This is a genomic window from Nocardia vermiculata NBRC 100427, assembly GCF_001613265.1.
Taxonomy (GTDB): domain Bacteria; phylum Actinomycetota; class Actinomycetes; order Mycobacteriales; family Mycobacteriaceae; genus Nocardia; species Nocardia vermiculata.
In genome coordinates this window covers 1-24568 of the sequence record NZ_BDCA01000028.1, presented here as the reverse complement: position 1 = coordinate 24568, position 24568 = coordinate 1, and the positions used below count along the sequence as shown (strand labels likewise).

Annotated in this window: 22 protein-coding genes; 13 read left to right on the top strand and 9 right to left on the bottom strand. The window is 65.7% G+C overall.

The genetic code is table 11. The features are described 5' to 3' along the window. Positions 1-38: 38 nt before the first annotated feature. Genes NV2_RS24025 through NV2_RS24015 form a run of 3 tightly spaced genes read left to right on the top strand, consistent with a single transcriptional unit; the run spans position 39 to position 2102 of the window. The gene (locus NV2_RS24025) at positions 39-983 is read left to right on the top strand and encodes a zinc-binding dehydrogenase (protein ID WP_067878797.1); all 945 of its coding nucleotides are present in this window, start codon (positions 39-41) and stop codon (positions 981-983) included. Further along, on the top strand, positions 983-1408 hold the full coding sequence (locus NV2_RS24020) for a DoxX family protein (protein WP_067878794.1): 426 nt from the start codon (positions 983-985) through the stop codon (positions 1406-1408). Before NV2_RS24025 ends, NV2_RS24020 begins: the two co-directional genes overlap by 1 nt. A gap of 4 nt (positions 1409-1412) precedes the next feature. Continuing rightward, positions 1413-2102: a class I SAM-dependent methyltransferase gene (locus tag NV2_RS24015; protein ID WP_067878792.1), complete on the top strand. Its 690-nt coding sequence runs from the start codon at positions 1413-1415 to the stop codon at positions 2100-2102. Between the two features lie 4 nt (positions 2103-2106). On the opposite strand, the gene NV2_RS24010 is transcribed toward NV2_RS24015, so the two are convergent. Both NV2_RS24010 and NV2_RS24005 read right to left on the bottom strand, forming a co-directional pair. Further along, entirely contained in the window at positions 2107-2898 is a 792-nt protein-coding gene (locus NV2_RS24010) for an enoyl-CoA hydratase/isomerase family protein (RefSeq protein WP_067878790.1), read from the bottom strand. A 2-nt stretch (positions 2899-2900) separates the two neighbouring features. After that, positions 2901-3917, bottom strand: a complete 1017-nt coding sequence (locus NV2_RS24005; protein WP_067878924.1) for a TIGR03617 family F420-dependent LLM class oxidoreductase — start codon at positions 3915-3917, stop codon at positions 2901-2903. Between the two features lie 736 nt (positions 3918-4653). Between NV2_RS24005 and NV2_RS24000 the strand changes: the two genes are divergently transcribed. The 3 genes from NV2_RS24000 (at position 4654) to NV2_RS23990 (ending at position 7318) form a co-directional block, all read left to right on the top strand. Beyond that, positions 4654-5289, top strand: coding sequence for a helix-turn-helix domain-containing protein (locus NV2_RS24000; protein ID WP_067878788.1), 636 nt, complete (start codon positions 4654-4656; stop codon positions 5287-5289). Beyond that, positions 5265-5591, top strand: coding sequence for a divalent-cation tolerance protein CutA (gene cutA, locus NV2_RS23995; protein ID WP_067878787.1), 327 nt, complete (start codon positions 5265-5267; stop codon positions 5589-5591). The genes NV2_RS24000 and cutA overlap by 25 nt, the downstream gene beginning before the upstream one ends. Positions 5592-5704: 113 nt before the next feature. After that, the gene (locus tag NV2_RS23990; RefSeq protein WP_067878786.1) at positions 5705-7318 is read left to right on the top strand and encodes a flavin-containing monooxygenase; all 1614 of its coding nucleotides are present in this window, start codon (positions 5705-5707) and stop codon (positions 7316-7318) included. Positions 7319-7365: 47 nt separating this feature from the next. Here NV2_RS23990 and NV2_RS23985 read toward each other — a convergent pair whose 3' ends face one another. Both NV2_RS23985 and lipP1 read right to left on the bottom strand, forming a co-directional pair. Further along, positions 7366-9066: a 3-ketosteroid-delta-1-dehydrogenase gene (locus tag NV2_RS23985; protein WP_067878784.1), complete on the bottom strand. Its 1701-nt coding sequence runs from the start codon at positions 9064-9066 to the stop codon at positions 7366-7368. Between the two features lie 37 nt (positions 9067-9103). Beyond that, positions 9104-10045, bottom strand: a complete 942-nt coding sequence (gene lipP1 / locus NV2_RS23980) for a LipP1 family hormone-sensitive lipase (protein WP_067878782.1) — start codon at positions 10043-10045, stop codon at positions 9104-9106. Positions 10046-10270: 225 nt separating this feature from the next. Here lipP1 and NV2_RS23975 point away from each other — a divergent pair, with 225 nt between their 5' ends. Beyond that, positions 10271-11155, top strand: a complete 885-nt coding sequence (locus NV2_RS23975) for an IclR family transcriptional regulator (RefSeq protein ID WP_210749503.1) — start codon at positions 10271-10273, stop codon at positions 11153-11155. 29 nt (positions 11156-11184) lie between these two features. On the opposite strand, the gene NV2_RS23970 is transcribed toward NV2_RS23975, so the two are convergent. Next, on the bottom strand, positions 11185-11844 hold the full coding sequence (locus tag NV2_RS23970) for a TetR/AcrR family transcriptional regulator (protein ID WP_067878780.1): 660 nt from the start codon (positions 11842-11844) through the stop codon (positions 11185-11187). 111 nt (positions 11845-11955) lie between these two features. Further along, complete coding sequence (locus tag NV2_RS23965) at positions 11956-12699, bottom strand: SDR family oxidoreductase (protein ID WP_067878777.1); 744 nt, start codon at positions 12697-12699, stop codon at positions 11956-11958. 332 nt (positions 12700-13031) lie between these two features. On the opposite strand from NV2_RS23965, the gene NV2_RS23960 reads away from it, so the two are divergent. The 5 genes from NV2_RS23960 (at position 13032) to NV2_RS23940 (ending at position 17593) form a co-directional block, all read left to right on the top strand. Beyond that, a complete protein-coding gene (locus NV2_RS23960) occupies positions 13032-13763 on the top strand; it encodes a glucose 1-dehydrogenase (protein ID WP_067878773.1) in 732 nt (243 codons plus the stop codon). A 208-nt stretch (positions 13764-13971) separates the two neighbouring features. Beyond that, a complete protein-coding gene (locus NV2_RS23955) occupies positions 13972-15156 on the top strand; it encodes an acyl-CoA dehydrogenase family protein (protein ID WP_067878770.1) in 1185 nt (394 codons plus the stop codon). A gap of 64 nt (positions 15157-15220) precedes the next feature. Further along, positions 15221-16381, top strand: coding sequence for a 3-ketosteroid-9-alpha-monooxygenase, oxygenase component (locus NV2_RS23950; protein WP_067878768.1), 1161 nt, complete (start codon positions 15221-15223; stop codon positions 16379-16381). Continuing rightward, positions 16378-16659 carry a ferredoxin gene (locus NV2_RS23945; RefSeq protein ID WP_067878766.1) on the top strand — a complete coding sequence of 94 codons (282 nt, stop codon included), beginning with the start codon at positions 16378-16380 and terminating at the stop codon, positions 16657-16659. The genes NV2_RS23950 and NV2_RS23945 overlap by 4 nt, the downstream gene beginning before the upstream one ends. A 40-nt stretch (positions 16660-16699) precedes the next feature. Then, a complete protein-coding gene (locus tag NV2_RS23940) occupies positions 16700-17593 on the top strand; it encodes a VOC family protein (RefSeq protein WP_067878759.1) in 894 nt (297 codons plus the stop codon). A 144-nt stretch (positions 17594-17737) separates the two neighbouring features. On the opposite strand, the gene NV2_RS23935 is transcribed toward NV2_RS23940, so the two are convergent. The 3 genes from NV2_RS23935 to NV2_RS23925 all read right to left on the bottom strand — a co-directional run bounded on the left by NV2_RS23935 (position 17738) and on the right by NV2_RS23925 (position 22265). Next, positions 17738-18244 (bottom strand): flavin reductase family protein, encoded by a 507-nt coding sequence (locus tag NV2_RS23935; RefSeq protein ID WP_067878756.1) that lies wholly within the window; start codon positions 18242-18244, stop codon positions 17738-17740. 95 nt (positions 18245-18339) lie between these two features. Next, a complete protein-coding gene (locus NV2_RS23930) occupies positions 18340-18888 on the bottom strand; it encodes a zinc-binding dehydrogenase (protein WP_281198557.1) in 549 nt (182 codons plus the stop codon). Between the two features lie 47 nt (positions 18889-18935). Next, positions 18936-22265, bottom strand: a complete 3330-nt coding sequence (locus NV2_RS23925) for a tetratricopeptide repeat-containing protein (RefSeq protein WP_157103053.1) — start codon at positions 22263-22265, stop codon at positions 18936-18938. 1650 nt (positions 22266-23915) lie between these two features. On the opposite strand from NV2_RS23925, the gene NV2_RS23920 reads away from it, so the two are divergent. After that, positions 23916-24506, top strand: coding sequence for a hypothetical protein (locus NV2_RS23920; RefSeq protein WP_067878742.1), 591 nt, complete (start codon positions 23916-23918; stop codon positions 24504-24506). Positions 24507-24568 lie beyond the last annotated feature (62 nt).

Here is a 24568-nt window from a genome sequence, read left to right as displayed (position 1 = left end):
AGCGGGCCGGCCGGCTCATCGAGGATGGGAGGCACCGCATGCGCGCAGCAGTTCTACGAGAGTTCGGTGATCCGGAGGAGTTGGGCATCGAAGAGGTCGAGGCACCGGTACCCGGGCCCGGCGAGGTGCTGGTGCGAATCCGTGCCTCCAGCGCGAACCCGGTCGACGGCCTGATCCGCAAGGGTATGGCCAATCCCGCCCTGCCGCTTCCGACCATCATCGGCAGCGATGTCGCCGGAGTGGTCGAGCAGGTGGGTGACGGTGTCACCGATGTGGTGGCCGGCGACGAGGTGTACTACACGTCGGAACTGGCCACCGGTGGTGGCGCGTATGCGCAGTACCACGTCGCCGCCGCCTCGATCGTCGCCCCGAAACCACCGTCGCTGTCCTTCGAGGAGGCCGCCGCGATACCGCTCGCGGGCGGCACCGCCTGGGAAGCGATCGTGCGGCGGCTCGAGGTGCGGCCCGGCCAGACCGTGCTGGTACACGGTGGCAGCGGTGGCGTCGGCAGCTTCGCGGTCCAGTTCGCCAAGGCCGCCGGGGCGGCGGTGCTGTCCACCGCGGGGCCCGACCATCAAGAGCTGCTGCGTGAACTGGGCGCAACCCCTGTCGACTACCAGAGCGAGGACTTCGTCGAGGTGGCCCGCGCGCATACCGACGGTCTGGGCGTGGACGCGGTACTCGATACCGTCGGCGGCGCCAATATCGGCGGCAGTTCGAAAGCCACCCGCGACGGCGGGCGAATCGCCACCATACTCGCCCCCGACGGCCGACTCGACGACCTCTACCAGCGCAATCAAACCCTCTACGGGATCTTCCTCACACGGGAACGGCGCCGCCTCACCGAGATGACCCCGATATTCGAACGCGGTCTCGCGGAACCGAAAATCGCGGCAACCATGCCGCTCGACGACATCGTGAACATTCACCGCAGACTCGACAAGAGCCACAACGCCGGCAAACTCGTCATCGCGGTGCCGTGATGAGCGAACTGCCGGCGCCACCCCCGACCACACGCCCCCGCACCATCGCCCGCCTCGCCCTCGCGGGCGGACTCGTCTTCGCCGGACTCAGCCATATCTTCTGGGGCCGCACTACCTTTCGTGCCCAGGTGCCGGACTCCATCCCGCTCGACAAGGACGGCGTGGTGATGGCCTCCGGTGGTGTGGAGATCATGCTGGGCGCCGGTCTCGCCGTCCTGACACGCGATCGGGTCCTGCTCGGCAGGATCGCGGCGGCGTTCTTCGTCGCCGTCTTCCCGGGCAATATCGCGCAATGGCTAAACAAGCAGGACGGGTTCGGCCTGAATACCGATGGGCGGCGGTTCCTTCGCCTGCTGTTCCAGCCGGTGCTCGTAGTCTGGGCGCTGTGGGCCACCAGGGTGCCGCGCGGGCCGAGCCGGAGGTAAACATATGACACAACCGAACGACTTCACATTCGAGAATGCGTACCAGGGCGGGGATGGCCCGTTCCAGGACGCCAAGCCGCCCTGGAGCCTGGGCGAGCCGCAACCCGAACTGCGGGCGCTGATCGAGCAGGGCAAGTTCGGCCGGAATGTGCTCGATGTGGGGTGCGGCGAGGCAGCGATCTCGCTCTACCTGGCCGAACACGGCCATACGACGGTCGGGCTCGACTCCGCGCCGACCGCCATCGAATTGGCCCGCGCCGAAGCAGCCCGGCGTGGCCTGACCAACGCCTCCTTCGAGGTCGCCGACATCGCAGCCTTCAGTGGATACGACGGCCGGTTCGACACCATCGTCGACAGCACCCTCTTCCATTCGATCCCGGTCGACCAGCGCGAGGGATATCAGCAATCGATCGTCCGCGCCGCCGCCCCGGGCGCCTCCTACTTCGTACTCGTCTTCGACCGCAAGGCCCTCCCGAATCCACCGGAGGGGTTCGGCCCCAACCCGGTCACCGAAGACGAACTGCGCGAGGTGGTGTCGAAATACTGGGTCGTCGACGACATCCGCCCGGCACGCATCCACGGCAACAACCTGCCCCGCGACGACCAGGCACCGTTCCGCTTCGAGGACGTCCGTGACGAGCCGGGTGGCCGAACCTCGGTGCCGGGCTGGTTGTTACAGGCTCACCTGGACTGAGGCTCTAGTCCCGGGCAGGCGCCCCGGTCCATCGCGGCCGGCGGCGCTCCCGGAATGCGGCGACCCCCTCGGCGGCGTCCGGCGAACCCATCACCTGGTGGTGCATCTCGGTCTCCCGCTCGGCGACCTGCCGTGGGGTGTAACCGCGAATCGTGGTGTCCCACAGTAATCTTTTCGTCAGCGCCGCCGAGGTCGGCGCCACGTTCTCGGCGAAATCGCGGGCCAGAGTCATGGCCTCGTCCAGTACCGCACCGTTGTCGGCGATCCGGGTCGCGATCTTCAGCTCGAGTGCTTCTCGCGCGGTGAAGGTGCGGCCGGTCAGCAACACTTCCGTGGCCGCCGCGACACCGGCGAGATGAATCAGCGTCCAATGCGACATACAATCCGGGACGACGCCGCGACGCACTTGCGGCACAGCGTATTTGGAGTCGGCTGCCAGGATCCGGAAGTCGGCCTGCAAGGCGATGGTCAGACCGATACCGATGGCGTGGCCGTTCACCGCCGCGATGACCGGAGTGCTCAATTCGAAGGCCGGCGGATCGATCGGGGAGGCAGTGAAATCCGCGCCGGTGGCGTCGAACGGTTCGGAGCCGACGCTCAAGTCGGCGCCCACGCAGAAGCAGTCACCGGCCCCGGTCAGCACGATCGCGCGGATATCGTCGCGAGCATCGCAGTCGCGGTAGGCGGCGCTGAGTAGTCGGCCCATGTCGGCGGTGTAGGCGTTGCGATGTTGTGGGCGGGAGAGGGTCAGTACGGCGACGCCGTCGTCGATGTCGACTGTCAGATCGGGGCTCACCGTTACTCTCCCGCCGCGTGCAGCGCCGCGATCAGTTCGCCGATATCGTCGAGGGCGGGATCGTATCCGGGGAAATAGCAGCAGACCTCCGCGGCCACGGCTCCGAAACGGTCGTAGATCTGGTGCGCACATTCCTGCGGCGTCCCCGCCACCCCGATCGTGCGAACCATCGGTTCGGTGACCAGTTCCCGCATCCGCGCGAACTGCCCCGACTTGGTGCAGGCGTTGAGCTCGGCGTGCACGCCGTCCCATCCTTCGACCTCGAGCACCGGGAGATACGCGGGCGTCGATCCATAGAAGCCGATCAGCGAGGCGACTCCGTCGATCGCGGCCCGCAGTGCCGCGTCCGTCCGGCCCATCGCGACCATGACCTGGGGAATGACCTCGAAGTCGGCCATATCGCGCTCGGACCTGCGCAGCCCCTCGGCGACGGCGGGCAGGGTCCGCTCGGCGAGATGACGTGCACTGTTGAACGGCATGACGAGCAGCCCGTCGGCCACCTCGGCCGCGGTCCGCGTCATGATCGGCCCCAGCGCGCCCAGCAGCACCGACGGCGGCCCGAACGGGTTCGGCCCCGGATCGAATGTCGGCGGCATCAGCGTGTGCGTGAAGAACTCCCCTCGAAAGTTCAACGGCTGCTCGCCCTCCCACGCGGTCAGGATCGCTCGGACTGCCGCCACGGTCTCCCGCATCCGGGCCGCCGGCTTACCCCAGGTGGCGCCGTAGCGTTTCTCGATATGCGGGCGGATCTGCGACCCCAGCCCCAACCGGAACCGCCCCTCGCTGTACACCTGCAGATCGTAGGCAGCGTGCGCCAGATGCAGCGGACTACGCGGACCCGCGATCGCCACATTGGTCATCACATTCGCCGAGGAATTCCCCGCGGCCACCGTCAGCGGCAGAAACACATCGTGCTGCCCCTCGAAGGTGAACAACCCGTCCGCGCCCGCCCCACTGAGCACCCGAGTGTCGTCGAGCACCTTCCGCGGATTCGCATCGACCTGCAGATTGACTTTCACCGGCAACTCCTCGAAGGTGTCGAGCCGAAACTGTCCCACCTCGATAACACCATCACGGGGCAGCGCACGACCGCCCGAGTCCCGGCCTCCGGCATAGACGGAGGTAGCAGGCGCCGGATCGCGCCGACAACCAGCCGGCCCGGCAGCTTCAACCTCTCGATTTGCTGCGGCAACTACCCTTGCGGCCAGTAGGTGATCGCGCAGTACACGGCCACCGACAGCAAGATCGCGAGGATCAGAAGACCGACATCCGATGCCCCCTCGGTGCTCGAGGTCCGGCCACTTCGCGAACGACAGCCGCGGCAGCACCGTCTCCACATCCACCAGGGCCATCACCGCGTTGAGCGTGAGCGCGTCCAGGTGCGTAGTCGACGGGGTCAGCACGGCGTCGACATCTGCCTCGCGCACCAGATCTGGGAGTGGCAGCAGGCTGGCGGCCGGCCAGACGAGTTCATAACCGAGGTACCGCGCGAGGCGCCGCAATTGCGCCTCATCCCAACGCGGCGAGTCGCTGACCTCGTCGGAGATCCAGCCGAGAGCTGTTGGTCTTGCCCTCATCGTCGACCTCCCAGGTCCGAGAGTGGTTGGGTTCGCGCTCGGCGCCGCAAAACTTCTTCCCAACCTGGCGTCGGGACGTAGCGCAATGATGCACCTCATAGTCACCACTGTCTAGTCAGACATATTGGTCTGACGATAGTATCGACATTCCACACCACCCCGACGAGAGGTTTCGACGGTGAGCGTTACCGGGGACGTCGTCCGGCAGCGAAGGAAGGCGTGCGACTATTCGCAGGCCCAGCTGGCGAAGCTGGTCGGCACCGACCAGAAGACCGTTTCTCGTTGGGAGACAGGCGAATCTGAGCCGACTGTGTCGGAGCTGGTTCGCCTGTCGGACGTGTTGGATGTTTCGCTCAACACCCTGGCAGGCAAAACCCCGAGCGGCCTCGACTTCTCCGGAGACTGGTGGTACTCGGGACAAGCGTTCGGCGATACGGCCGAGCGAATCGACTCGCTGGAGCTGCGTATCGAACAGGATGGGCAGTGGCTCCAACTCGCCGGCGCCCGCGCCCGTCCGGTGGCCGAAGGCTCATACGCGTGGACCGGCGAGATGAAGCTGTACGACTCCGAAGCATTCATGGGCTGGTATGTCGCAGCGGACGGTTCGGTGCGGTCGAAGGGGACTTTGTACTTCGAACTGCATCCTCACGGGCAGATGATGCGCGGAATGTGGGCCGGACAGTCCTATGTCGGGTCGGTCGTTCACGGCTGGTGCGCTGTGGCGAGAGAGCGCGCCACGAGCGAAGCCCTGATCCGCGACATGGCCCGCACTCAGGGACACTTGAAGACATGGCCGAACCTGAACAAGTCGTAGATGTTTCGATCACCGCCGGCGATCCGGAGCTCCTGGCGCGCCTGGTCCGCGACATGGTGGATTCCGGGCTGGTGGCGTGCGGCAACATCATCCCCGGGGTACGCAGCATCTACCGGTGGGATGGTGCGGTGCAGGACGATCCGGAGACGCTGGCGGTCCTGCACACCCGCCGGTCGCGGGTGGACGACATCCTCGCGTTCATGGCAGAACATCACCCGGACGAAACGCCACAGGTGATCGCCACCGCGGCCGTCCACACGCATCCGGGTTATCAGCAATGGGTGATCGACAGCACCCGCTGACCGGCAGAACTCTATCCCAGCTCCCCTTCCGATCAGCGGAAAGCGGGCCGGGCCGTACGCTCGTTCCGACTTACCGTCGGTCCTGCACTGTTCGTCAAACGAAAGGCGGGACCGTGAACGACGGGACATCCGCATCCGCCGGCATCCTCGACGTCGTTGTCGTCGGTGCAGGGTTCGCCGGCATGTATGCGCTGCATCGGCTGCGTAGCGACGGTCTGCGGGTACGCGTGTTCGAGGCCGGGGGCGGGGTCGGCGGGGTCTGGTACTGGAACCGGTATCCGGGTGCCCGCTGCGACGTCGAAAGTGTCGACTACTCGTACTCGTTCGATCCGCAGCTGGAGCAGGACTGGGACTGGAGTGAGAAGTACGCGACGCAACCCGAGATCCTGCGTTACGCCGAATATGTCGCCGACCGCTACGACCTGCGCCGCGATATCACCTTCGGCACCCGGGTCACCGATATCGTCCTCGACGAGGCGAGCACCCGGTGGACGGTGCACACCGATGCCGGCGAACGGATCGACACGCAGTATGTGATCACCGCCGTCGGTCCGCTGTCGAATGCGAACGTTCCGGCCATTCCGGGACTCTCGGATTTCGTGGGCCCGATTTATCACACCTCGCAATGGCCGCACGACGGTGTGGACTTCACCGGGCAGCGGGTGGGCGTGATCGGGACCGGATCATCGGGCATTCAGACGGTGCCGAAGGTCGCCGAGCAGGCCACCCATCTCTCCGTGTTCCAGCGCACCCCGAATTTCAGTGTGCCGGCGGGGAACCGGCCGCTCACCGCCGACGATCGACGGGCCCAGAAACAGGACTACGCGGAGCGGCGGCGCGCATCCTTCGCCAGTGGCGGCGGATCCCCGCACAACGCGATCCCGACGCCGACCCTGGACGTGTCGCCGGACGAGCGCCGCGCGGCCTTCGAGAAGCGCTGGGAACTGGGCGGTGTCCTGTTCTCGAAGACGTTCGTCGACCAGCTGACCGACCGCGCCGCCAACGACGAGGCCCGCGCGTTCTGGGAGGAGAAGGTGCGCGCGGTCATCGACGATCCCGAGGTCGCCGCGCTGCTGATTCCTACCGACCATCCGATCGGGGCGAAGCGGATCTGCACCGACGACCACTATTTCGAGACGTTCAACCGCGACAACGTCTCGCTGATCAACCTGCGCGCCACCCCGATCACCGCGATCGAACCGTCCGGCGTGCGGACCGGTGACACACTGCACGAACTCGATGCTTTGGTGCTGGCAACAGGTTTCGACGCCATGACAGGTTCGCTCGACAAGGTGAACATCGTAGGCCGTGGTGGCGTCACACTGCAGCAGGCGTGGCAGGCCGGGCCACGCACCTATCTCGGCCTGGGCACCCACGGGTTCCCGAACTTCTTCAATCTGACCGGTCCGGGTAGCCCCTCGGTGCTGGCCAATATGGTGTTGCACTCGGAACTGCACGTGGACTGGGTTGCCGACGCGATCGCTCACATCGCCGCGCACGACGCGGTGGGCATCGAGGCAACCGAGGAGGCCGTCGAATCCTGGGTGCGGGAACTGTCCGAGCGGGCCGCGGGGACCCTGATGCCGGCCGCGAACTCCTGGTATCTGGGCGCGAACATCCCTGGCCGCCCACGGGTTTTCATGCCCTTCGTCGGAGGATTCGGGGTGTACGGGCAGATCATCGCCGATGTGGCCGACTCCGGCTACAAGGGGTTCGAGCTCATCTGAGGTAGGTCCCGCCCGATCACTCGGGCGGGACCACCCGTTTCGACCTGTCAGGCCGAAACTAGTTCCTCTGCAGCATGTTTCGCTGCAATGTAACCGTAGACGATGCCCTGACCGATGGTCGCTCCCGCACCCGGGTAGCTGGCACCGAAGGCGTTGGCCGCGGTGTTCCCGATCGCGTACAGGCCCTTCAGTATCGCGCCGTCCTCGGTGTGCACCCGGGCATGCTCGTCGGCCACCAGGCCGCCGCAGGTCCCCAAGTCGCTGAGCACCATTCGCACCGCGTAGAACGGCGCCTTGCGCAGCGCACCGAGATTCGGGTTCGGCGCCACGGTCGGATCACCGTAGTAGCGGTCGTAGGCGCTGTCGCCCCGGCCGAACTCCGGATCGTGACCGGCATCCGCGTATTCGTTGATCCGGCGCACCGATTCGATCAGGTTCTCCGCCGGCACCCCCATGGCGCGTGCCAGGTCGGCGAGGTTTTCCGACCGGTGTGCGAACCCGGCCTCGTACCAGGACCGGGGGAGATCCTGGCGGGGGTAGACCGAGCCCGCCAGCACGTAGCTGTCCCGGTACTGCTGATCGAACACGATCCACATGTCCTGCACCGGATCACCGTCGCGTTCGCGAGCCAGTACGGTTTGGCCGAACGTCATGTAGTCGGTGGCCTCGTTGATGAACCGGGTTCCGGTCTGATCCACCACGAGAGATCGGGGCAGTGAGCGCTCGGCGAGCATCACCGCCGGGGGACGACCGGACTTCTGCGCGAAGGCCGGGAACCACCAGGCCTGATCCATCAGTGCGGTCGCGGCGCCGAGTTCGTGGGCGACATTGATGCCGTCGCCGGTATTGCCCTCGGCACCCAAGCTGGCATCCGCGGGCAGCCGCTCGGACTGGTACCGATGCCGGGCCTCGGCGTCGTGGTCGAATCCGCCGGTGGCCAGGACGACGCCACGCCGAGCGGTGACCGTGACCTCGCGGCCGTTCTGATTCAGGACGGCCCCGGTCACCCGATCGCCGGTGTGGATCAACCGCACCAGCGAGGTCTCGGTCCAGACCGGAATCCCCGCGGCGAGCACGCCTTGGAACATGCCGGCCGCCAATGCCTGACCACCCGCCAGATACTCCCGGCCGATCACCATGCCACCAAGGCCCTGGACCAGCCGCTTGGCGATGCGGGGCAGCGCCTTGGCGGGCTTGCGCGCCAGCAGGTTCATCCATTTGTAGTCCGCGCCCGTCACCGGCATCGGAATCGGTGAGGCCATGACTCCCGGGCGCAGCCGGGGTCGCTCGTCACCGAGCACCGAGGCGTCGAACGGACGGCATTCGCAGGTACGGCCCTCACCACGCCCACCGGCTTCCTCGGGGTGGTAGTCGGAGTAGCCCTGCGCCCAGAAGAACTTCATCGGGGTCGTCCGCCCGAGCATGTCGATGGCCGCCGGGCCGTGCGCGAGGAATGCGCGGCTGCGTTCGGCGGGCGCGGAATCGCCGACCACCGATTTCAGGTAGATCTCGGCGGCCTCACGCGCCGCGGGCCCCTTCTCGCGCAGGGCCGCATTGCCCGGGACCCAGAAAGCGCCGCCGGACCGGGCCATCGACCCGCCGACGTAGCTGGTCTTCTCCACGATCAGGGCCGACAGGCCGCGTTCGTGCGCGGCGAGCGCGGCGGCCATGCCGGTGCCCGCTCCGATCACGAGCAGGTCGACGGTCTCGTCGTGGGCCGGCACCAACGGCGGCATCTTCTTCTTCATCGGAACTCCACTTCGGGTTGGGGGCGAAAGGGCCGGACTATCCGGCAAGTACCTCGCGCGTCATCTGCCACAGGCGTTGCCGCGCCGGCTCGGTGTGTGACAGCGACGGGAAGGTCAGGAATCCGTGGAACAGTCCGTCGAACCGGTGCGCGTCGACCGCTACTCCGGCCGCGGCGAGCCGGCGGGCGTAGTCGTCGCCGGCCGCGCAGGGCGGGTCGAGTTCCGCGGTGACGACCACCGCGGGCGGCAGCCCGGCCAGCGAGTCGGCGCGGGTGGGAACGAGGTACGGATCGTCGGTGCCCGCGGGTGCGTACTGAGCCCAGTACCAGCGCATGGCCTCGGTGGTGTTGTAGTACCCCTCGCCGTAGCGCCGGTAGGACTCGGTGTCCAGATCGTCGTCGATCACCGGATAGATCAGGATCTGCGCGGCGATCCGCGGCCCGCCGCGATCACGTGCCGCGAGACTCACGGTGGCGGCCAGGTTGCCGCCGGCGCTGTCACCGGCCACTGCCACCCGGTCCGGGTCGCCCCCGTAGTCCGCGGCGTGCTCGACGGCCCAGTTCAGCGCGGCGTACATGTCCTCCATCGCCGCGGGACCGGGATGTTCGGGCGCGAGCCGGTAATCGACCGAGACGACCACCGCCTGCACCGCGTCGGCCATCGACCGGCAGAACTCGTCGTGGCTGTCCAGATCGCAGAACACGAATCCGCCGCCGTGGCCGAAGACGATCACCGGCAGCGGCCCCGGCTGTTGCTGCTCCGGCGCCAGAATCCGGACGGCGAGGTCGCCACCGGGGCCGGCGATGACCCGATCCTCGGCCACTCGCATGGCGGGCTGCCTGGTCAGCGGGGCCCTCCTGGATCGGATGAGCTCCCGCAACTCCGCCGCCTCGTACCGGGTCACATCCGGGAAAGCTTCCAGTGATTTCAGCATTGCTTCGACTTCCGGGTGCAGATCGGAACGACGTTGTCCGCCCATGGGGTTCCCTTCCCAGCGCTGATCCGACGGGACCGGCCGTGCCGTATGCGGTGCGTCGTCCCGTACTCCTCGGCGTAGAGGGTGCCCGTCCGCACCCCCCTGCGCGGGGTGCCCTTCTGGTGAGCGGGACACCGAATTCCACGGGAGGCCTTTCACCGTGACCCACATCACCGCTATAGTCGAATACCAGAATTGATTTCAGTTTCTGTGGAAGAGGTGTGTGGCATGGTCTCGACGTCGAGCAGCAATGCCCAGTCCGTGATCGAGCAGCAGACGCTGCCCGCCTCGATGGTCGAGCGGATGACGTTGATCCTCGATCTGTTCGACCGGCCACACATCTGCCTACCCCTCGAACGGGTGGCCCGGCTCACCCATCTCCCCCGGTCGACGGCCCATCGCATCCTCGACCAGCTGGTTCGCATGCAATGGCTCGAACGGGTCGACGACAGCTATCGCCTCGGCCCCCGCTCACTCGCACTCGGCGGACGGGAGATCGGGCACGGGGCCCTGCGTGCCGCGGCCGCCCCCGTGCTCCACCAGCTCGCCATCTACACAGGGCTCGTCGTCCACCTCGCGATTCTCGACGGCACCGAGGTCTACTACCTCGACAAAATCGGCGGCCGGCGCGCCCTGCACGTTCCCTCCCGAGTCGGGGGCCGCGTCCCGGCACATCGGACAGCACTGGGCAAGGCCATTCTCGCCTGGCACCTACCCGAACATGTCGATCACGAATACGCACATGCTCCCGACCACACCCGGCCGCTGAACCTGACCCGGTTGCACACCGAACTCGGCCACATCCGCCGCCACCACGGCATCGCCTACGAAACCGGCGAAACGTACCCCGGGATCATCTGTGCCGCCATCGCGCTGCGCAGCCCGGACCAGCCCGTGGCCGCCATCTCGCTCACCAGCGATACCGATGCCCCACTCGCCCGGCTCGCACCCCAGCTGGCCGGCGCCGCCAATGCCATTTCCAACCAGCTGTTCGCCGGCCCGCGGGCAACGGCCCACCGGCCCGGCACCCCGCGGTCAGGACACGCCGTGCCCATATCCACGACGGCCGTTTCCGACGAGGCACCCGCCTGGACCAGGCTCGATGTCGGATAGCGCGACAGCGGGGCGAGGCTCGGGCCGAGTCAGCTGCCGCCCGCCTCATCGGCGCCGGAGAGCGCCCCGGCCGGAGCGCGCCAGCACGAACACGAGGTCAGCAGCAGCCGGGCAGCGGCTCTGATTTCCTTCTCGGCGTCGGCATTCGAGACCTGCTCGTCGATCATCGACACGAGAACGCCCCACCAGGCGAACTGCAGCAGCTTGGCACGGTACAGATCCTCGTCGTCCGGTTCGGCGACGCCGATCGTGCCCAGGATGCAGTCCCGCACCCGAATCTGCATCAGCGTGACGTCGGAGATGACCGGCGGCGCGTACCCCACGGTGGCACTGTGCACCATCGCGGCAGCCAGTCGAGGTCGTGTGATCAGTTGCTGCGCCAGCGCCACGAGCAGATCCCCGACTTCCGCGAGTCGGTCCGGTCGCTGCGTGGGGAACCACACCTCGGTGAACCGCTTGATCTCCTCATGGAGAACCGTGGCGAACAGGTGCGTCTTGGTCGGAAAGTAGCGGTAGAGCGTCGCGATCGCGACCCCGGCTTCCTTGGCGATCTCGTTGGTTTGCACCGCCTCGAAACCGTCACGCTCGCCGAGTTCGGCGGCCGCATCCAGCAGCCGCCGGCGCCGCAGTTCCTGCTGCCGATTCGTCGGCTGAGCCGCGACTTTATCGGGGCTCGGTAACCTTCCCACGGCTCTCCCCTGCCAAGTACTGAAATTAATTACAGCGTGTAACTATATCAGCGCGTCCACCGGAAACGGGTGGGCACGTGCTGCGCTCCGCCCTCCTCCGGCTCGTCCGGATCAGTTCGCCGCGCCGGCCGTCATCCCGCCGTCGACGACGAACTCGGCGCCGTTGCAGTAGCTGGATTCGACGCTCGCCAGGAAGACCACCACATCGGTCACCTCTTCGGGAAGACCGAACCTCGCGCGCACATTGTCACCGCGGTCGACGGTGCCGGTATCGGCGTGACCCGTCATCGGCGTCATGATGCCACCGGGATGGACCGAGTTGACCCGCACTCCGTGTGGCGCCAGTTCCAGTGCCGCCGACTTGGTCAGGCCGCGCACACCGAATTTCGACGCGGTATAGGCGTGATAGGGGGAATGCCCCTGGATCCCGGCCGCCGACGAAATATTGACCACCGCGGCCGGCCGGGCGGCGACCAGCGCGTCACGCGCCGCGCTCAACCCCAGGAACGGCCCGGTCAGGTTGATGTCGAGCACGCGCCGCCACTGTTTTTCGGTATAGGTTCCCAGCGGTCCCCCTTCCAGGACGCCGGCATTGTTCACCAGCACATTCAGTGAACCGAACCGCTCTTCGGTCGCCCGCACCGCGTCGGCCCAGTCCTCGGCCCGGGTGACGTCGAGGTGCACATAGGCCGCGGCGTCACCGAGGCTGCGGGCCAAGTCCTGCCCGGTGTCGTCGGCGATATCGCCGAGCATCACCTTCGCTCCGTGTTCGACGAAGGCCCGGGCGTGGGCCGCACCCATCCCCGAAGCGCCACCGCTGATGAGAGCAACCCGGCCGGCCAAACGTCCGCTCATATGCTTCGTCTCCGATTCTCTACTGGTCGTGGATCCATGGAAGAGGCAGTCCGGCAGGGGTCCGCGGCGGCACGCGGCCCGAGCGCGGAACGGCAGCCGAAACGGCTGTGAGCGACGAAGACCAGGCGCCGGCAGCGCCGGTGATCGCCCTGCTTACACCTGTTCGGAGGCTATACCGGGCGGCAACCACGGGCGTTTTCGTTTCCGGTGACCGGAACGGGCGACGCCGAGCCCCGCGCCCCGGTCGGTACAACAGGATTTCCGGCACGCCGAGTTCAGGAGACCGGCGGCAACAGCACGCACGGGGTTCAGTACACGGAGCAGGAGTGAATATGGGCAGGGCCACCGACAAGACGGTCATCATCACCGGCGGCGCTCGCGGGATGGGTGCGGCGTTCGCGCAACGGCTGGTCGAGGAGGGTGCCTCGGTGGTGATCACCGATGTCCTGACCGAGGAGGGCCAGCGGACCGCGGCACGCCTGGGGGACTCGGCGCTGTTCGCCACCCATGACGTCACCGATGAAACATCCTGGAACACTGTTGTGGCACAGGCGGAATCGACCTTCGGTCCGGTGTCCGGCCTGGTCAACAATGCCGGAATCGTGCATGTGGATCCGATCGAGACGCTCGCCGAGGCGGACTACCGCAAGGTGATCGACGTCAATCAGGTCGGCGTATTCCTCGGTATGAAGGCCGTCGTGGGATCCATGCGCCGGGCCGGCGGCGGGTCGATCGTGAACATCTCCTCCGTCGGCGGCATCATCGGCTTCTCCAACATTCTCGGCTACGCCGCCTCGAAGTGGGCCGTGCGCGGAATGACCAAGACCGCGGCGCAGGAGTTCGGGCCGATGGGGATCAGGGTCAATTCGGTCCATCCGGGTGTCGTGGTGACCGAGATGACCGCCGATTCGATGCGGTCCAATTCCATGTTCCACGATCAGGCGTTGGCGCGTCCCGGCAAGCCCGAGGAGTTGGCGAATCTGGTGCTGTTCCTCGTCTCCGACGAGTCGAGTTACAGCACGGGGTCGGAGTTCGTCGCCGACGGCGGTTTCACCTCCCAGTGATCCGGCGTCCACCGAGCGGCTATAACGCCTGGTAGACCCCTCGGAAAAAGTTCTGTTCCACTCACCAGGAGACGAACGTCACAGCGTCGTCAATACTTGCCAAGCTCTATTCGGTACGGCGAATCCAGCGTTGTGGTAGCGACCTTCAGCCCGCTCACCCAGCAGGTCGCAACCGACCCGTACCCCTCTCGACAGTTCAGGAGCCCCTATGCCGAACCCAGTACTCGACAACATCGTGGCGATCGCCGACGAGATCCGCGCCGGCGCCCAGGAGGGTGAGTCGCTGGGTCGGCTCCCCGACGACATGGCCAAGAGCCTGAAGCAGGCCGGCCTGATTCGTCTGCTGCAGCGCAAGAAGTACGACGGATACGAGGCCCATCCGCGCGAATTCGCGGAGACGGTCATGAAGACCGCGAGCCTCTACGGCTCCGCGGGCTGGGTCGGCGGCATCGTCGGGGTGCACCCGTGGCAGCTGGCCTTCGCCGATCCCAAGGTGCAGGACGAGATTCTCGGCACCGACACCAACACCTGGCAGGCCTCGCCCTATATGCCCGGCGGTGTCGCGGTGCCCGGCGACGGCGGTTACATCTTGAACGGCCGGTGGCAGTTCTCCTCCGGGACCGATCACTGCGACTGGATCTTCCTGGGCGCGATGGTCGGTGGCGCCGACGGTAAGCCGCTGATGCCGCCGCAGGCCCTGCACGTGATCCTGCCCCGCTCGGATTACGAGATCGTGCCCGACTCCTGGGACGTGGTCGGCCTGCGCGGCACCGGCAGCAAGGACATCGTGGTGCGCAACGCCTTCATCCCCGACTACCGGGTGATGGAGCAGGACAAGGTCATCGACGGCACCGCGGCCAAGGAATACGGTGTCACCGAAACCCTGTACAAGATGCCGTGGTCGACCATGTTCCCGCTCGGCATCACCTCGGCCACGATCGGCATCTGTGAGGGCCTGCTCGCCGCCGGTATCGACTACCAGCGCAACCGGGTCGGCGCCACCGGCACCCTGGTCAAGGACGACCCGTACGTGCTGCATTCGCTCGCCGAGTCCGCCTCCGAGATCGACGCCGCCCGGCAGCAGTTGCTGGCCAATGTGGACCGCATCTTCGACAAGGTCGACCGGGGCGAGGAGATCGACTTCGCGACCCGTGCGCAGGTGCGCCGCGACCAGGCACGCGCCGCCTGGCGTGCCGTCCGTGCCGCAGACGACATCTTCGATCGCGCCGGCGGTAACGCCCTGCGCATGGACAAGCCACTGCAACGCTTCTGGCGCGATGCGCACGCCGGTCTGCATCACGCGATCCATGTCACCAGCACCACGTATCACGCGGCCGCCATGTCGTCGCTGGGCGTGGAGGTCCCCGAGGGGCCGCTGCGCATCATGATCTGAGCCCCGACGCAGCCGAACAACAACCCACGACAGCCCATCGAATATCTGCTCCGAGGAGGGCGCAATGACATCGCTGCAATCAGACCAGGACATCCGTGAGATCGAAGCGGCGGCGGCGCCGGTCCGATTCGCTCGTGGCTGGCACTGCCTGGGACTGCTCCGCGACTACACCGACGGAAAACCGCACACGGTCGAGGCTTTCGGCACCAAGCTGGTCGTCTTCCAGGGCGCCAGCGGCAAGATCAATATCCTCGACGCCTACTGCCGCCACATGGGCGGCGACCTCTCCGACGGTGAGGTCAAGGGCGACGAGATCGCCTGCCCCTTCCACGACTGGCGCTGGGGTGGTGACGGCAAGTGCAAGCAGATCCCCTACGCCCGCCGCGTTCCCCCGCTGGCCCGCACCCGCGGCTGGACCACGCTCGCCCAGGACGGTCTGCTGTTCGTCTGGCACGATCCGGAGGGCGGCAAACCCACCGACGAGGTGACGATTCCCCGGATCGAAGGCGCGGACAGCGACGACTGGACCGACTGGCACTGGTACACCACGGTGGTCGACACCAACTGCCGCGAGATCATCGACAACGTCGTGGATATGGCGCACTTCTACTACATCCACGGCTCGATGCCGTCGTACTTCAAGAACGTCTTCGAAGGTCATATCGCCACCCAGTACTTCAACGGTGTTGCCCGGGAGGACTACCCGGCACCCGAAGGACAGCCCAAGATGCTCGGGTCCACCTCCGTGGCGTCCTACTACGGCCCCTCGTTCATGATCGACGACCTGACCTATCACTACGAGACCGGCGACCAGCACACGGTTCTGCTGAACTGCCACTATCCGGTGAGCTCCAACAAGTTCGTCCTGATGTACGGCATCATCGGCAAGATCTCCGAGGATCTGCCCCGCGAAGCCGCCACTCAGGCCGCCATCGCGCTCGGCGACTACATCAAGCTCGGCTTCGAACAGGACGTGGCGATCTGGAAGCGCAAGGCGCGCATCGACAATCCGCTGCTGTGTGAGGAAGACGGGCCGGTCTATCAGCTGCGTCGCTGGTACGAGCAGTTCTACGTCGACGCCGCCGACGTCAAGCCGGAAATGGTGGATCGATTCGAATACGAACTCGATATCACCAAGGCCCAAAAGGTCTGGCGTGCAGAGATTGCCGAGAACATCGCCAAGCAGGCTCAGCAAGCCCAACAAGCCTCCGGATCCGCGACATGAGTGCGCCCCGGACCGACAATCGCCTCGATGACGTACCGATGACATCGGTCGCCTGCGAGGCCTGCGCCGCCCGGGTGCTGGTACGCAAGGCCAGCCCGGACCAGACCAGCATCCAGTGGAATGCCGACGCCCGCGCCGCCTGCCACGAACTCGCCACCTCACCCCTGCCGGGCCCCACCCTCGCGGGGTGCTCCCGGCTCGACGCCGCCGTGCACGACGCGGTGCTCGACGGGAAGCTGACGATCGTGCAGGCACAGTCCGCGATTTCATCGGCCTGACAACAGCATTCGGCGGCCCGCCGCCACAGAGAGGACAGTAATGAGCGATATTCATTCGCTGGGGTACGTCAAGATCGAGATCACCGATATCGACGCCTGGCGTAAGTTCGCGATCGACACCGTCGGCTTCGGCACGGGCAGTGGATCGGATCCGGATGCGCTGTACCTGCGCATGGACGAACACGGTCACCGGTTGGAGCTGACCCCGGGAACCGTCGATCAGGTATTGGCGGTCGGCTGGCAGGCGCGCGACGGTGCGGCCCTGGACCGGATCGCCGCCGCCGTCACCGCGGCCGGCACCACCGTGAAAACCCTGTCGCAGGCCGAAGCGGACGCACGCGGGGTCGAAGCGGTGATCACCTTCGAGGACCCCTGCGGCACCCCGCTCGAGGTGTTCCACGGTCCGAAGCTCGACCACAGCCCGGTCGTGACCGCGCACGGCCACCGATTCGTCACGGGCAGTTTGGGTCTCGGCCACATCGTCATCCCGGTGGGCGACGTCGGCGCGGCGAGCGACTTCTACACCGAGGTGCTGGGATTCGCTTCCCGCGGTGCCTTCCGTATGCAGGCGCCGCCGGAGGCCGGACCGATGCGGATCCGCTTCCTGAGCAGCAACGCCCGCCATCACACCCTCGCCCTGATGCCGCTGCCCGATCCGGGCGCACCGCGCCTGATCCACATCATGGTCGAGGTCGACGAACTCGACGATGTGGGCCGGGCGCTGGACCGGGTGGTCGGTAGTGGGTACCACCTGTCCTCCACGCTCGGGCGGCACACCAACGACAAGATGATCTCGTTCTACGCCCGCACGCCCGGCGGCTGGGATCTCGAATTCGGCACCGGCGGCATGATCGTCGACAACGCCACCTATTCCGCCGAGGAGATCACCGCCGACAGCTACTGGGGCCACGAATGGTCGTGGGCCAAGGGCTGATAACCCTCACCGACAACAGCGACTCCGGACCCCGCCGCTGCATTCTGCACGGCGACGGCTCCGGAGTCGCGGTGTTGCGACGGCTGTTTCGGTCGACCCCCCGGGCTCGACCGAAACAGCCGCAATTCTGTGCTGCGGGTACTACTACCGCGCCTGCAGCGGATCGGGCAGACCGAACTCACCGCGGAAGAACACCAACGGTGCATCCGAAACGTGCGTCCGGAGATCGGTCACCTCCGCCACCACGATCGTGTGATCCCCGGCCTCGTGCTCGGCGACCACGTTGGCCTCGACATAGGCGAGCGCGCCGTGCAACTCCGGAGCACCGTTCCCGCCGGCCGACCACTCGATACCGTCGAACTTCTCCGCCCCGCTCTTGGCAAACGACAAACAGAGATCGCGCTGGTCGTGCGCGAGCACATTGATGCACAGCCGTTCCAGCGGCCGGATACGCGGCCAGGTGGTCGACGACTTCGCCGGACAGAACGACACCAACGGCGGCTCCAGCGACACCGAAACCAACGACTGGCAGGTGAAACCCAGCGGCTGCGTCCCGTCCCACGCCGTCACCACCGCGACACCGGTGCAGAAATTGCTCATCACCGCACGTAGCGCTGCACTATCGACCACGGACACCGGAGTATCGGACATCTACTTCTCCCTCGACAATCGGAACGCCGAGTTCCATCCCAACATCGACCACCGGGGCTGTCGCGGGATCCTCCCGACGAGTGGGAGGCGCCGAGCTATGGCAGCACGACCAGACGTTTTCCACGTAGATCGGTGCGTTGCCACCCGGCTTCGATGTCACTCAGCGGGATCGCGGCCAGGTCGAAGACGAGCTCGCCGACCCGGGCCCACTGCACGATCTGCTCGTACACGGCGCCGATGAGCTGCGCGTCGAGCCCCTTGGCCGCGCCGTAGATCTCGACTCCGGAGGTGCGCAGACTGTCGGCGGCGAGGGTGAGCTCGCGACCGGCGGACTCTCCCACCTGGACCAAGCGGGTCGGTTTGCCGAACGCGAACGACTCGGGCACCAGGGTGCGCAACAGGATCTCGGTCGGCCGTCCCCACAGGTAGTCGACCACGACGTCGTAGCCGTCTCCCGCCTCATCGGTGAACGCACGCGCCAACTCGTCGTCGCCGACGGCGGTATTGATCACGGCGTCAGCTCCGAGAGCCCGCACACTGCGTAGTTGATCGTCGTCCCGGCCCGTCGCGACGATCCGCCCCGCACCGAGGAGACGGGCCACTTGGACCGCGAGCCGGCCGGCGACACCGGTGGCCCCTTGGATCAGGACCGTCTCGCCGGGAACGAAACCGGTCTCCTACATGTAACTGCTCAGTCCTCGGAAATTGGGATGGGATCGGCAATGATTCCTGTGCTGACTAGGTGTGGACCAGGTTCGGCCTGCGCGCACTGGTCGGAAAAAGATCGGATCATCATTTTGTCGGAGCGCCGGCCCTGAATTTTTTGATATCCGAGCACCATGATCGCCGCGACAGGCTCGCCGGATATGTTGATCAATTGGACGAGGGCGGGCACCGCAGTACCAGTGTCGGCGATTTGCCACCCGCATCGCCAAGATTCCACGCAGTCGAGCAAGCGGGTGTAGTCGTCATCAGCGACCGTCATCAGCAATAACGGGCGGACCGAGCCCGTTGTAGCGCCACCGCTCGCGTGAACGACATCGAGGGCCTGAATGAAGAGTGGCTCGATGCCCGCAGCGGTCGAGTCGACCCAGTGGTGGAGCCATTGCTCAGCCAGATCGATCACATACGAGGAAACGACGATGCTCGGCAACGATGGCCGGTTGGCGGCTGCGATCAGGGCGGACAAATGGGTGGCGCCGGCTAGATCACCGCGCATAGCGCACGCTAGGCCGGTGGCGATCATGTGCCGGTAGCGCTCATACTCCGTCAACGGAAACAGGGCGACAAGCTCACTCAATGATGCCATGAGCGGGACGGACGCACTGTACCCAGCATGGATGGTGCGCATGGGGATTTCCATGGCCACCACGAGCAGTCGTTCGGCAACCCCCAGCACGAGATCGGGTTGCTGTTCGACCAGCTCACGGATGTCCGCGACCACGTCACATGCCTCGGCATACCGGAGCACGCGGGCCAGAGCATGCACGAGTTGGGTTCGAGAGATAATCCCGTTGTATACATCTCGGGGATCGTGGGCGACCACGTAGCGGTGTGCGAAGTCGACTTCGTCGTCACGAGCATCGGATTCGAAACGATGTTCCAGCTCACGATTCATCTCGAACAGGTCGACGTAGGGTGCCACACAGTCAGACGAGAGCGCCTGCCGACCGCGTTCGACGAGCCCGTCATACAGTTCGGTGGGCTGGTCTCGTTTAGCTGCGGTGCGCTGCATAACATCGGCGACGGTGGTCGCCGCGATCCGTGCCTTGGTCAGCGTCTCGGCTGAGACATACCCTGCCGCTGAGTCGGCGATGTCCAGGCAGGAAGTGACGGCATCGATGATCTCGTGTTCTGGCGAGTCGTTTTGCATCCGGAGTTGGGCTAGTTGGGCCACCGATTCCAGTAGGTTTTGTGGTTCCATTTGGTGGTGCATCAGCAGCCGGACCTCATACTCCAGCAGAGGGATCGCATCCTGTGTCTGGCCACGAACTTGGTGGAGGTGAGCAAGGTTGCCGAGCAGCGGGGCGATCTGCCACGGAGCGGGCCCGCTGTCCCCGATATGACGCAGCAGGGTGGCCGCGTGGTGGGCGACGAGGGCAACAGAGACGTAGTCACCGTCGCGGGCGAGCACCCAGAACCAGGTACCCAAATGCACCGCAGTCGTTTTCATCGCCTGGTCGTGGTCATATCTCGATCGCACGATCTGTTGAATGATGTCGTTGATTTCCAGACGCAACCGTAGTTCCGGCGGCACGTGCGCCCGAGGACTGCGGTAGTAATCGACCAACGACACCGACTCGAGCACCCTGCGCGCTGCCGCATGAGGAGCGGCAGGATCGCGCCTGGCGGGCAAGACCGAGCCTTTCGCGTCGGCGAAGGCGTCTTCTTCACTGCTGATCGCGCACACATACGTCAGGTGCGCAGGAAGGTCGCGCGGTGCCAGAATGCTGGCGACCGATAGCATGTTCCGGGCCACGGCCGCCGGACGGTGGTTCGCCGCGAGGCTGTCGATACGGTCCAAGCACATACCGATCGCTGCCAGCAATGGACGCGGATAGTGGGGAATTTCCAGGCTGATATCACCGATGGCATAGGTTTTGATCTCGGATACATAGCTGCGCACAGCGTCGGTGATATCGCTGTTGGATCCGAGGTAGGCGCTGGCAACCTCGAGTGCCAATGGCCAGCGACCCAGCTCGCGTGCCAGAGTATCCAGCAGTTCGATCTGCTCGGCATCCAGTGTCTCGATTTCGAAGCCGAGGCGGGTACTGAGAAGGTGCCGGGCCTCATCGCCTTCCATAATGTCGACATCGATTGGAGCAAATTCGGGCCAGCCGCCACGATCCAGGGTGGTGACCAGAACATGCCCCCATCCGGCCGTCGGCAGCCACTGTTGCACTGCTCGAGCTGATCGGGCGTCATCCAGGACGATCAGCCACGTCCCGGGGAACCTGGCCAGCGCAGCGCGGAACTCGGTAGCCAACCGTTTCCGAGCCCACGAGCCCGGGTCGTCGAAGCCGAGCAGTCCGCCCTGAGCCAGGATCGAAGCGGATACTGCGTCGTCGTCGACAGCGTTGAGCCACAGGATCCTGTCGTAGGCGTGGCGGTGTGCGTGGGTATAGGTGGCCGCCAGCCGGGTCTTCCCGATGCCGGATCGCCCTCTCACGACACACCGCTGTACCGTCTCGGTGCACACTCCGGCGTTCAACGTGGCAGTCAGCTTTTCGAAAAGGGCGCCCCGCATCGTCGTCCCGGGCGGTGGTACCTGCGCGATTCCTTCCCCGCTATCGACGACTCCAGCCACCTGCGCAAGCACGAACGGCCCTGTCGCCAGGAGGTCGCTGAAGTCCTCGCGGCGCAGTTGAGACTTCGGCGACCGAGCGGCAAGTCCGAACACGGCCGCGATGAGCCTTCCCATCAACACCTCAGCCGACCGTTCCCCCAGCGATAGACCATGCTCGCGGCGCCACTGGCGCACCCGATCCTTGACGCGATCGTGGAATTCGTCCAGATCTGCGTCCACCGTCACGATCCGGCACCGCCGCAGTCGAGCCAGACTGCTCGCATCGGCTGCTCGAAGTTGTCCAGCAACATCGACCGACCGCGCCGCTACAGCCACGAGTGCGCCCCGGAATTCAGCATCGTCGATGGTGGACTCCAGCACCGCGTTGACTGCCTCCATATCAGCGGTCGGCGCGGTGTTGACGACGAACTCGTACTCAGACGCGTCGCCGAATTCGACCATCCGCAGCAGCCCGCTCAGCAATTTCCCGATGCCCGTACTGCGGCTGGACGTGTACTTCACCTCAACGAGCCGCAAGTCAGTGTCAACAGCGGCGTCGCGGACCGTGAAATCCATTGCCCGACGCACAGAGTCGACCTCACGGATATCCTCGACCGCTACGATGCGGTCTCGGGACTGACCGTCCGATCGCACCATATCCAGTAGAACCGAGAGCGTGTAGAGGTACTGGAACTGAAGGCCAGCCGCAGCAGCGGCACCCCCTATTGCTGCCATCAGTTCATGGTGCCACAGGCCAGCACGAACCGAACGAAATTGATTGCATCCCTGGCCTATCAGTCGGTTCTAGACACCTCGATCGAAGCGGGCTGGATGCCAGGTGGAGTCGGGATACAGATGTCGAGACATCGTGTCGGGAACTGTGAGTGCCCCTTGTAGCTGGATTCCAACCAGATACGTTCCGACCCAAGGACCATCGATGTATGAACCGTCATCGCGTACGTCGTCGATGCCCTGCATGTGCGGTGATGCTGCCCGCTAGCGCACATCCGCGGCGCCGGTACTGCTCGTCGGCCTGCGTCGCTCGCGCCTACCGATTCAGGAAGCGGTTCGGCACACCCTGCGAGCGTCTACGCACCACCGGTCAGCGTTTGGATGCTGGTGCTGGGATCGTGTGCCCGGGGTGTGGCAACCAGATCTTCCCTGGAGCACCGGGCATGCGCGCAGACGCCCGGCACTGTTCGCCCACGTGCAGACAACGCGACTACCGCCAGCGCCACGACGAAAGACTTCGTGATCATGACGGATAGCCGTGACACGGTCACGCATCCCGTCATGATCAGCGGCGACCTTGTCGGTCCCCGCCTTCACACTGGATTCGAAACCAGCGCCGGAAGACGCAAACCGAAGGGGGACAGCAATGTCGAGCCACCCATGGTTGGAACGCGCGATCGAGCCGGAGACGGGCACGACCGCGCTGTATGCATATCTGCCATACGAGGGCAGTTCGAATCGGAGATGGCTCAGGCGGGCACTGGGCAGTAACCGAATCCACCTCAAGCCCGTTCAACGCCACGGCCTGACCGTGTGGAGACTTGGCCGCAGACACATGCTGCCGCTCGCGGCGGCGATGGCAGACAAGTACGGTGAGATCGAGATGCGGATCGAGTTCTCACGAACGATGGTGTGCGACACCAACTGCCAAGATGCCGATCCCAGCTCGGTCTTCAAATGCGTCTGCAAATGTGGAGGTGAAGACCACGGCGGAATCGGCCAACACAGCGACTGGTACCGGTCCGGGCGAACCACTCTCGTTCGGACCGAAAAAACCGAGGTCCAGCAAGTAACCATCACTCGCGGCCAGATCCGCCTACGCGCCCCCGACGGTGAAGCACCGGAACCCACCACCGAACGGACGCAACCACCGACGCCCCGCCCCCAGCCACTGGATTCGAAGCCAGCACCCCAACTGCAGCAGCCACATGCACCGGAACCGGTTTCCGGCCCAGTAGTAGTCCCGGCCGAGCACCGGTTCGGTGACGTCGGACGTACTCCCAGCCAATTCGTCGCGCAGGCCTCCAGCCAACCGCCCAGGCCAACGCCGGCACCAGGAAGGTCACGCGTCGGCATATGGGTGACGGCGGCCCTGCTGGCGGTCGCCGCACTGGGTGGCGGCACATGGCTGGTGACACACACCAACCAGCACGCCGACGTCAGCCAGGTGACAAATCAGGAGACACCGCAGCCTTCATCCTCGCCCGAACCGTCACCCGCCGCCTTACTGCCCCCAACCGAGGAGGCGGCAGCACCGACATCGCAGTTCCCAGCAGGGTGCTACCCGTTCCAGCCGGACTGCTGACATCGAGAGGGAGAAGCTATTCAGCCAGCCAGCCCACACCAAGATGACCGAAGAGGTTTCGATCCCGAATGACTGCAATTGCACAGCAGATGGTCGCCATCCTCGGCGTTGTCATCGGAGCCGGCGCCACCTATGCAGCGACGATGATCACCGAGCGCACGAAGTGGAGGCGATCCCAGGCGGCGAGGTGGGATGACAAGCGGCTTGCCGCGTACAACGACTACGCGCAGGTCCTGAGGCGATACTCCGATGTCGCCTTCCGACTCTCGGCTGCGCGGGGTTACCAGACCATCAGCCAGCCACTGGATCCCGATGTTGGGGCGTCACGCCTCGCGGGACTTCCATTCCGAGCGGGCGGCTTGCGGGAGGCCGTGATGCTGCTCGGGTCCCCTACTGCGGTCACGGCCGGACGAGCGTGGTTCGACAAACTGGTCCAGCTGGGGCACATCGCGCAGGGCCGGGAGGCCAGCCATACCGAGTTCGCCGGTCTGGTGGTGTCGATAGGCATTCATCGGGGCGCGTTCTACGCAAGTGCCCGCGACGATCTGGGCGTCACGAGCGGAGAGCTGCCCTCGTCGGCTTTCACCCGCAAGCCTCCGAGCATGATCACTGACGGTGCAGCATCGGATCGGCCTGACGAGGGGTCCGAGGTCTTCTAGATAGACCGGTTGTAGACCGGCTGTCTCGAAGCCTTGGTTTCGAGACGGGAGTTCGGTGTGTT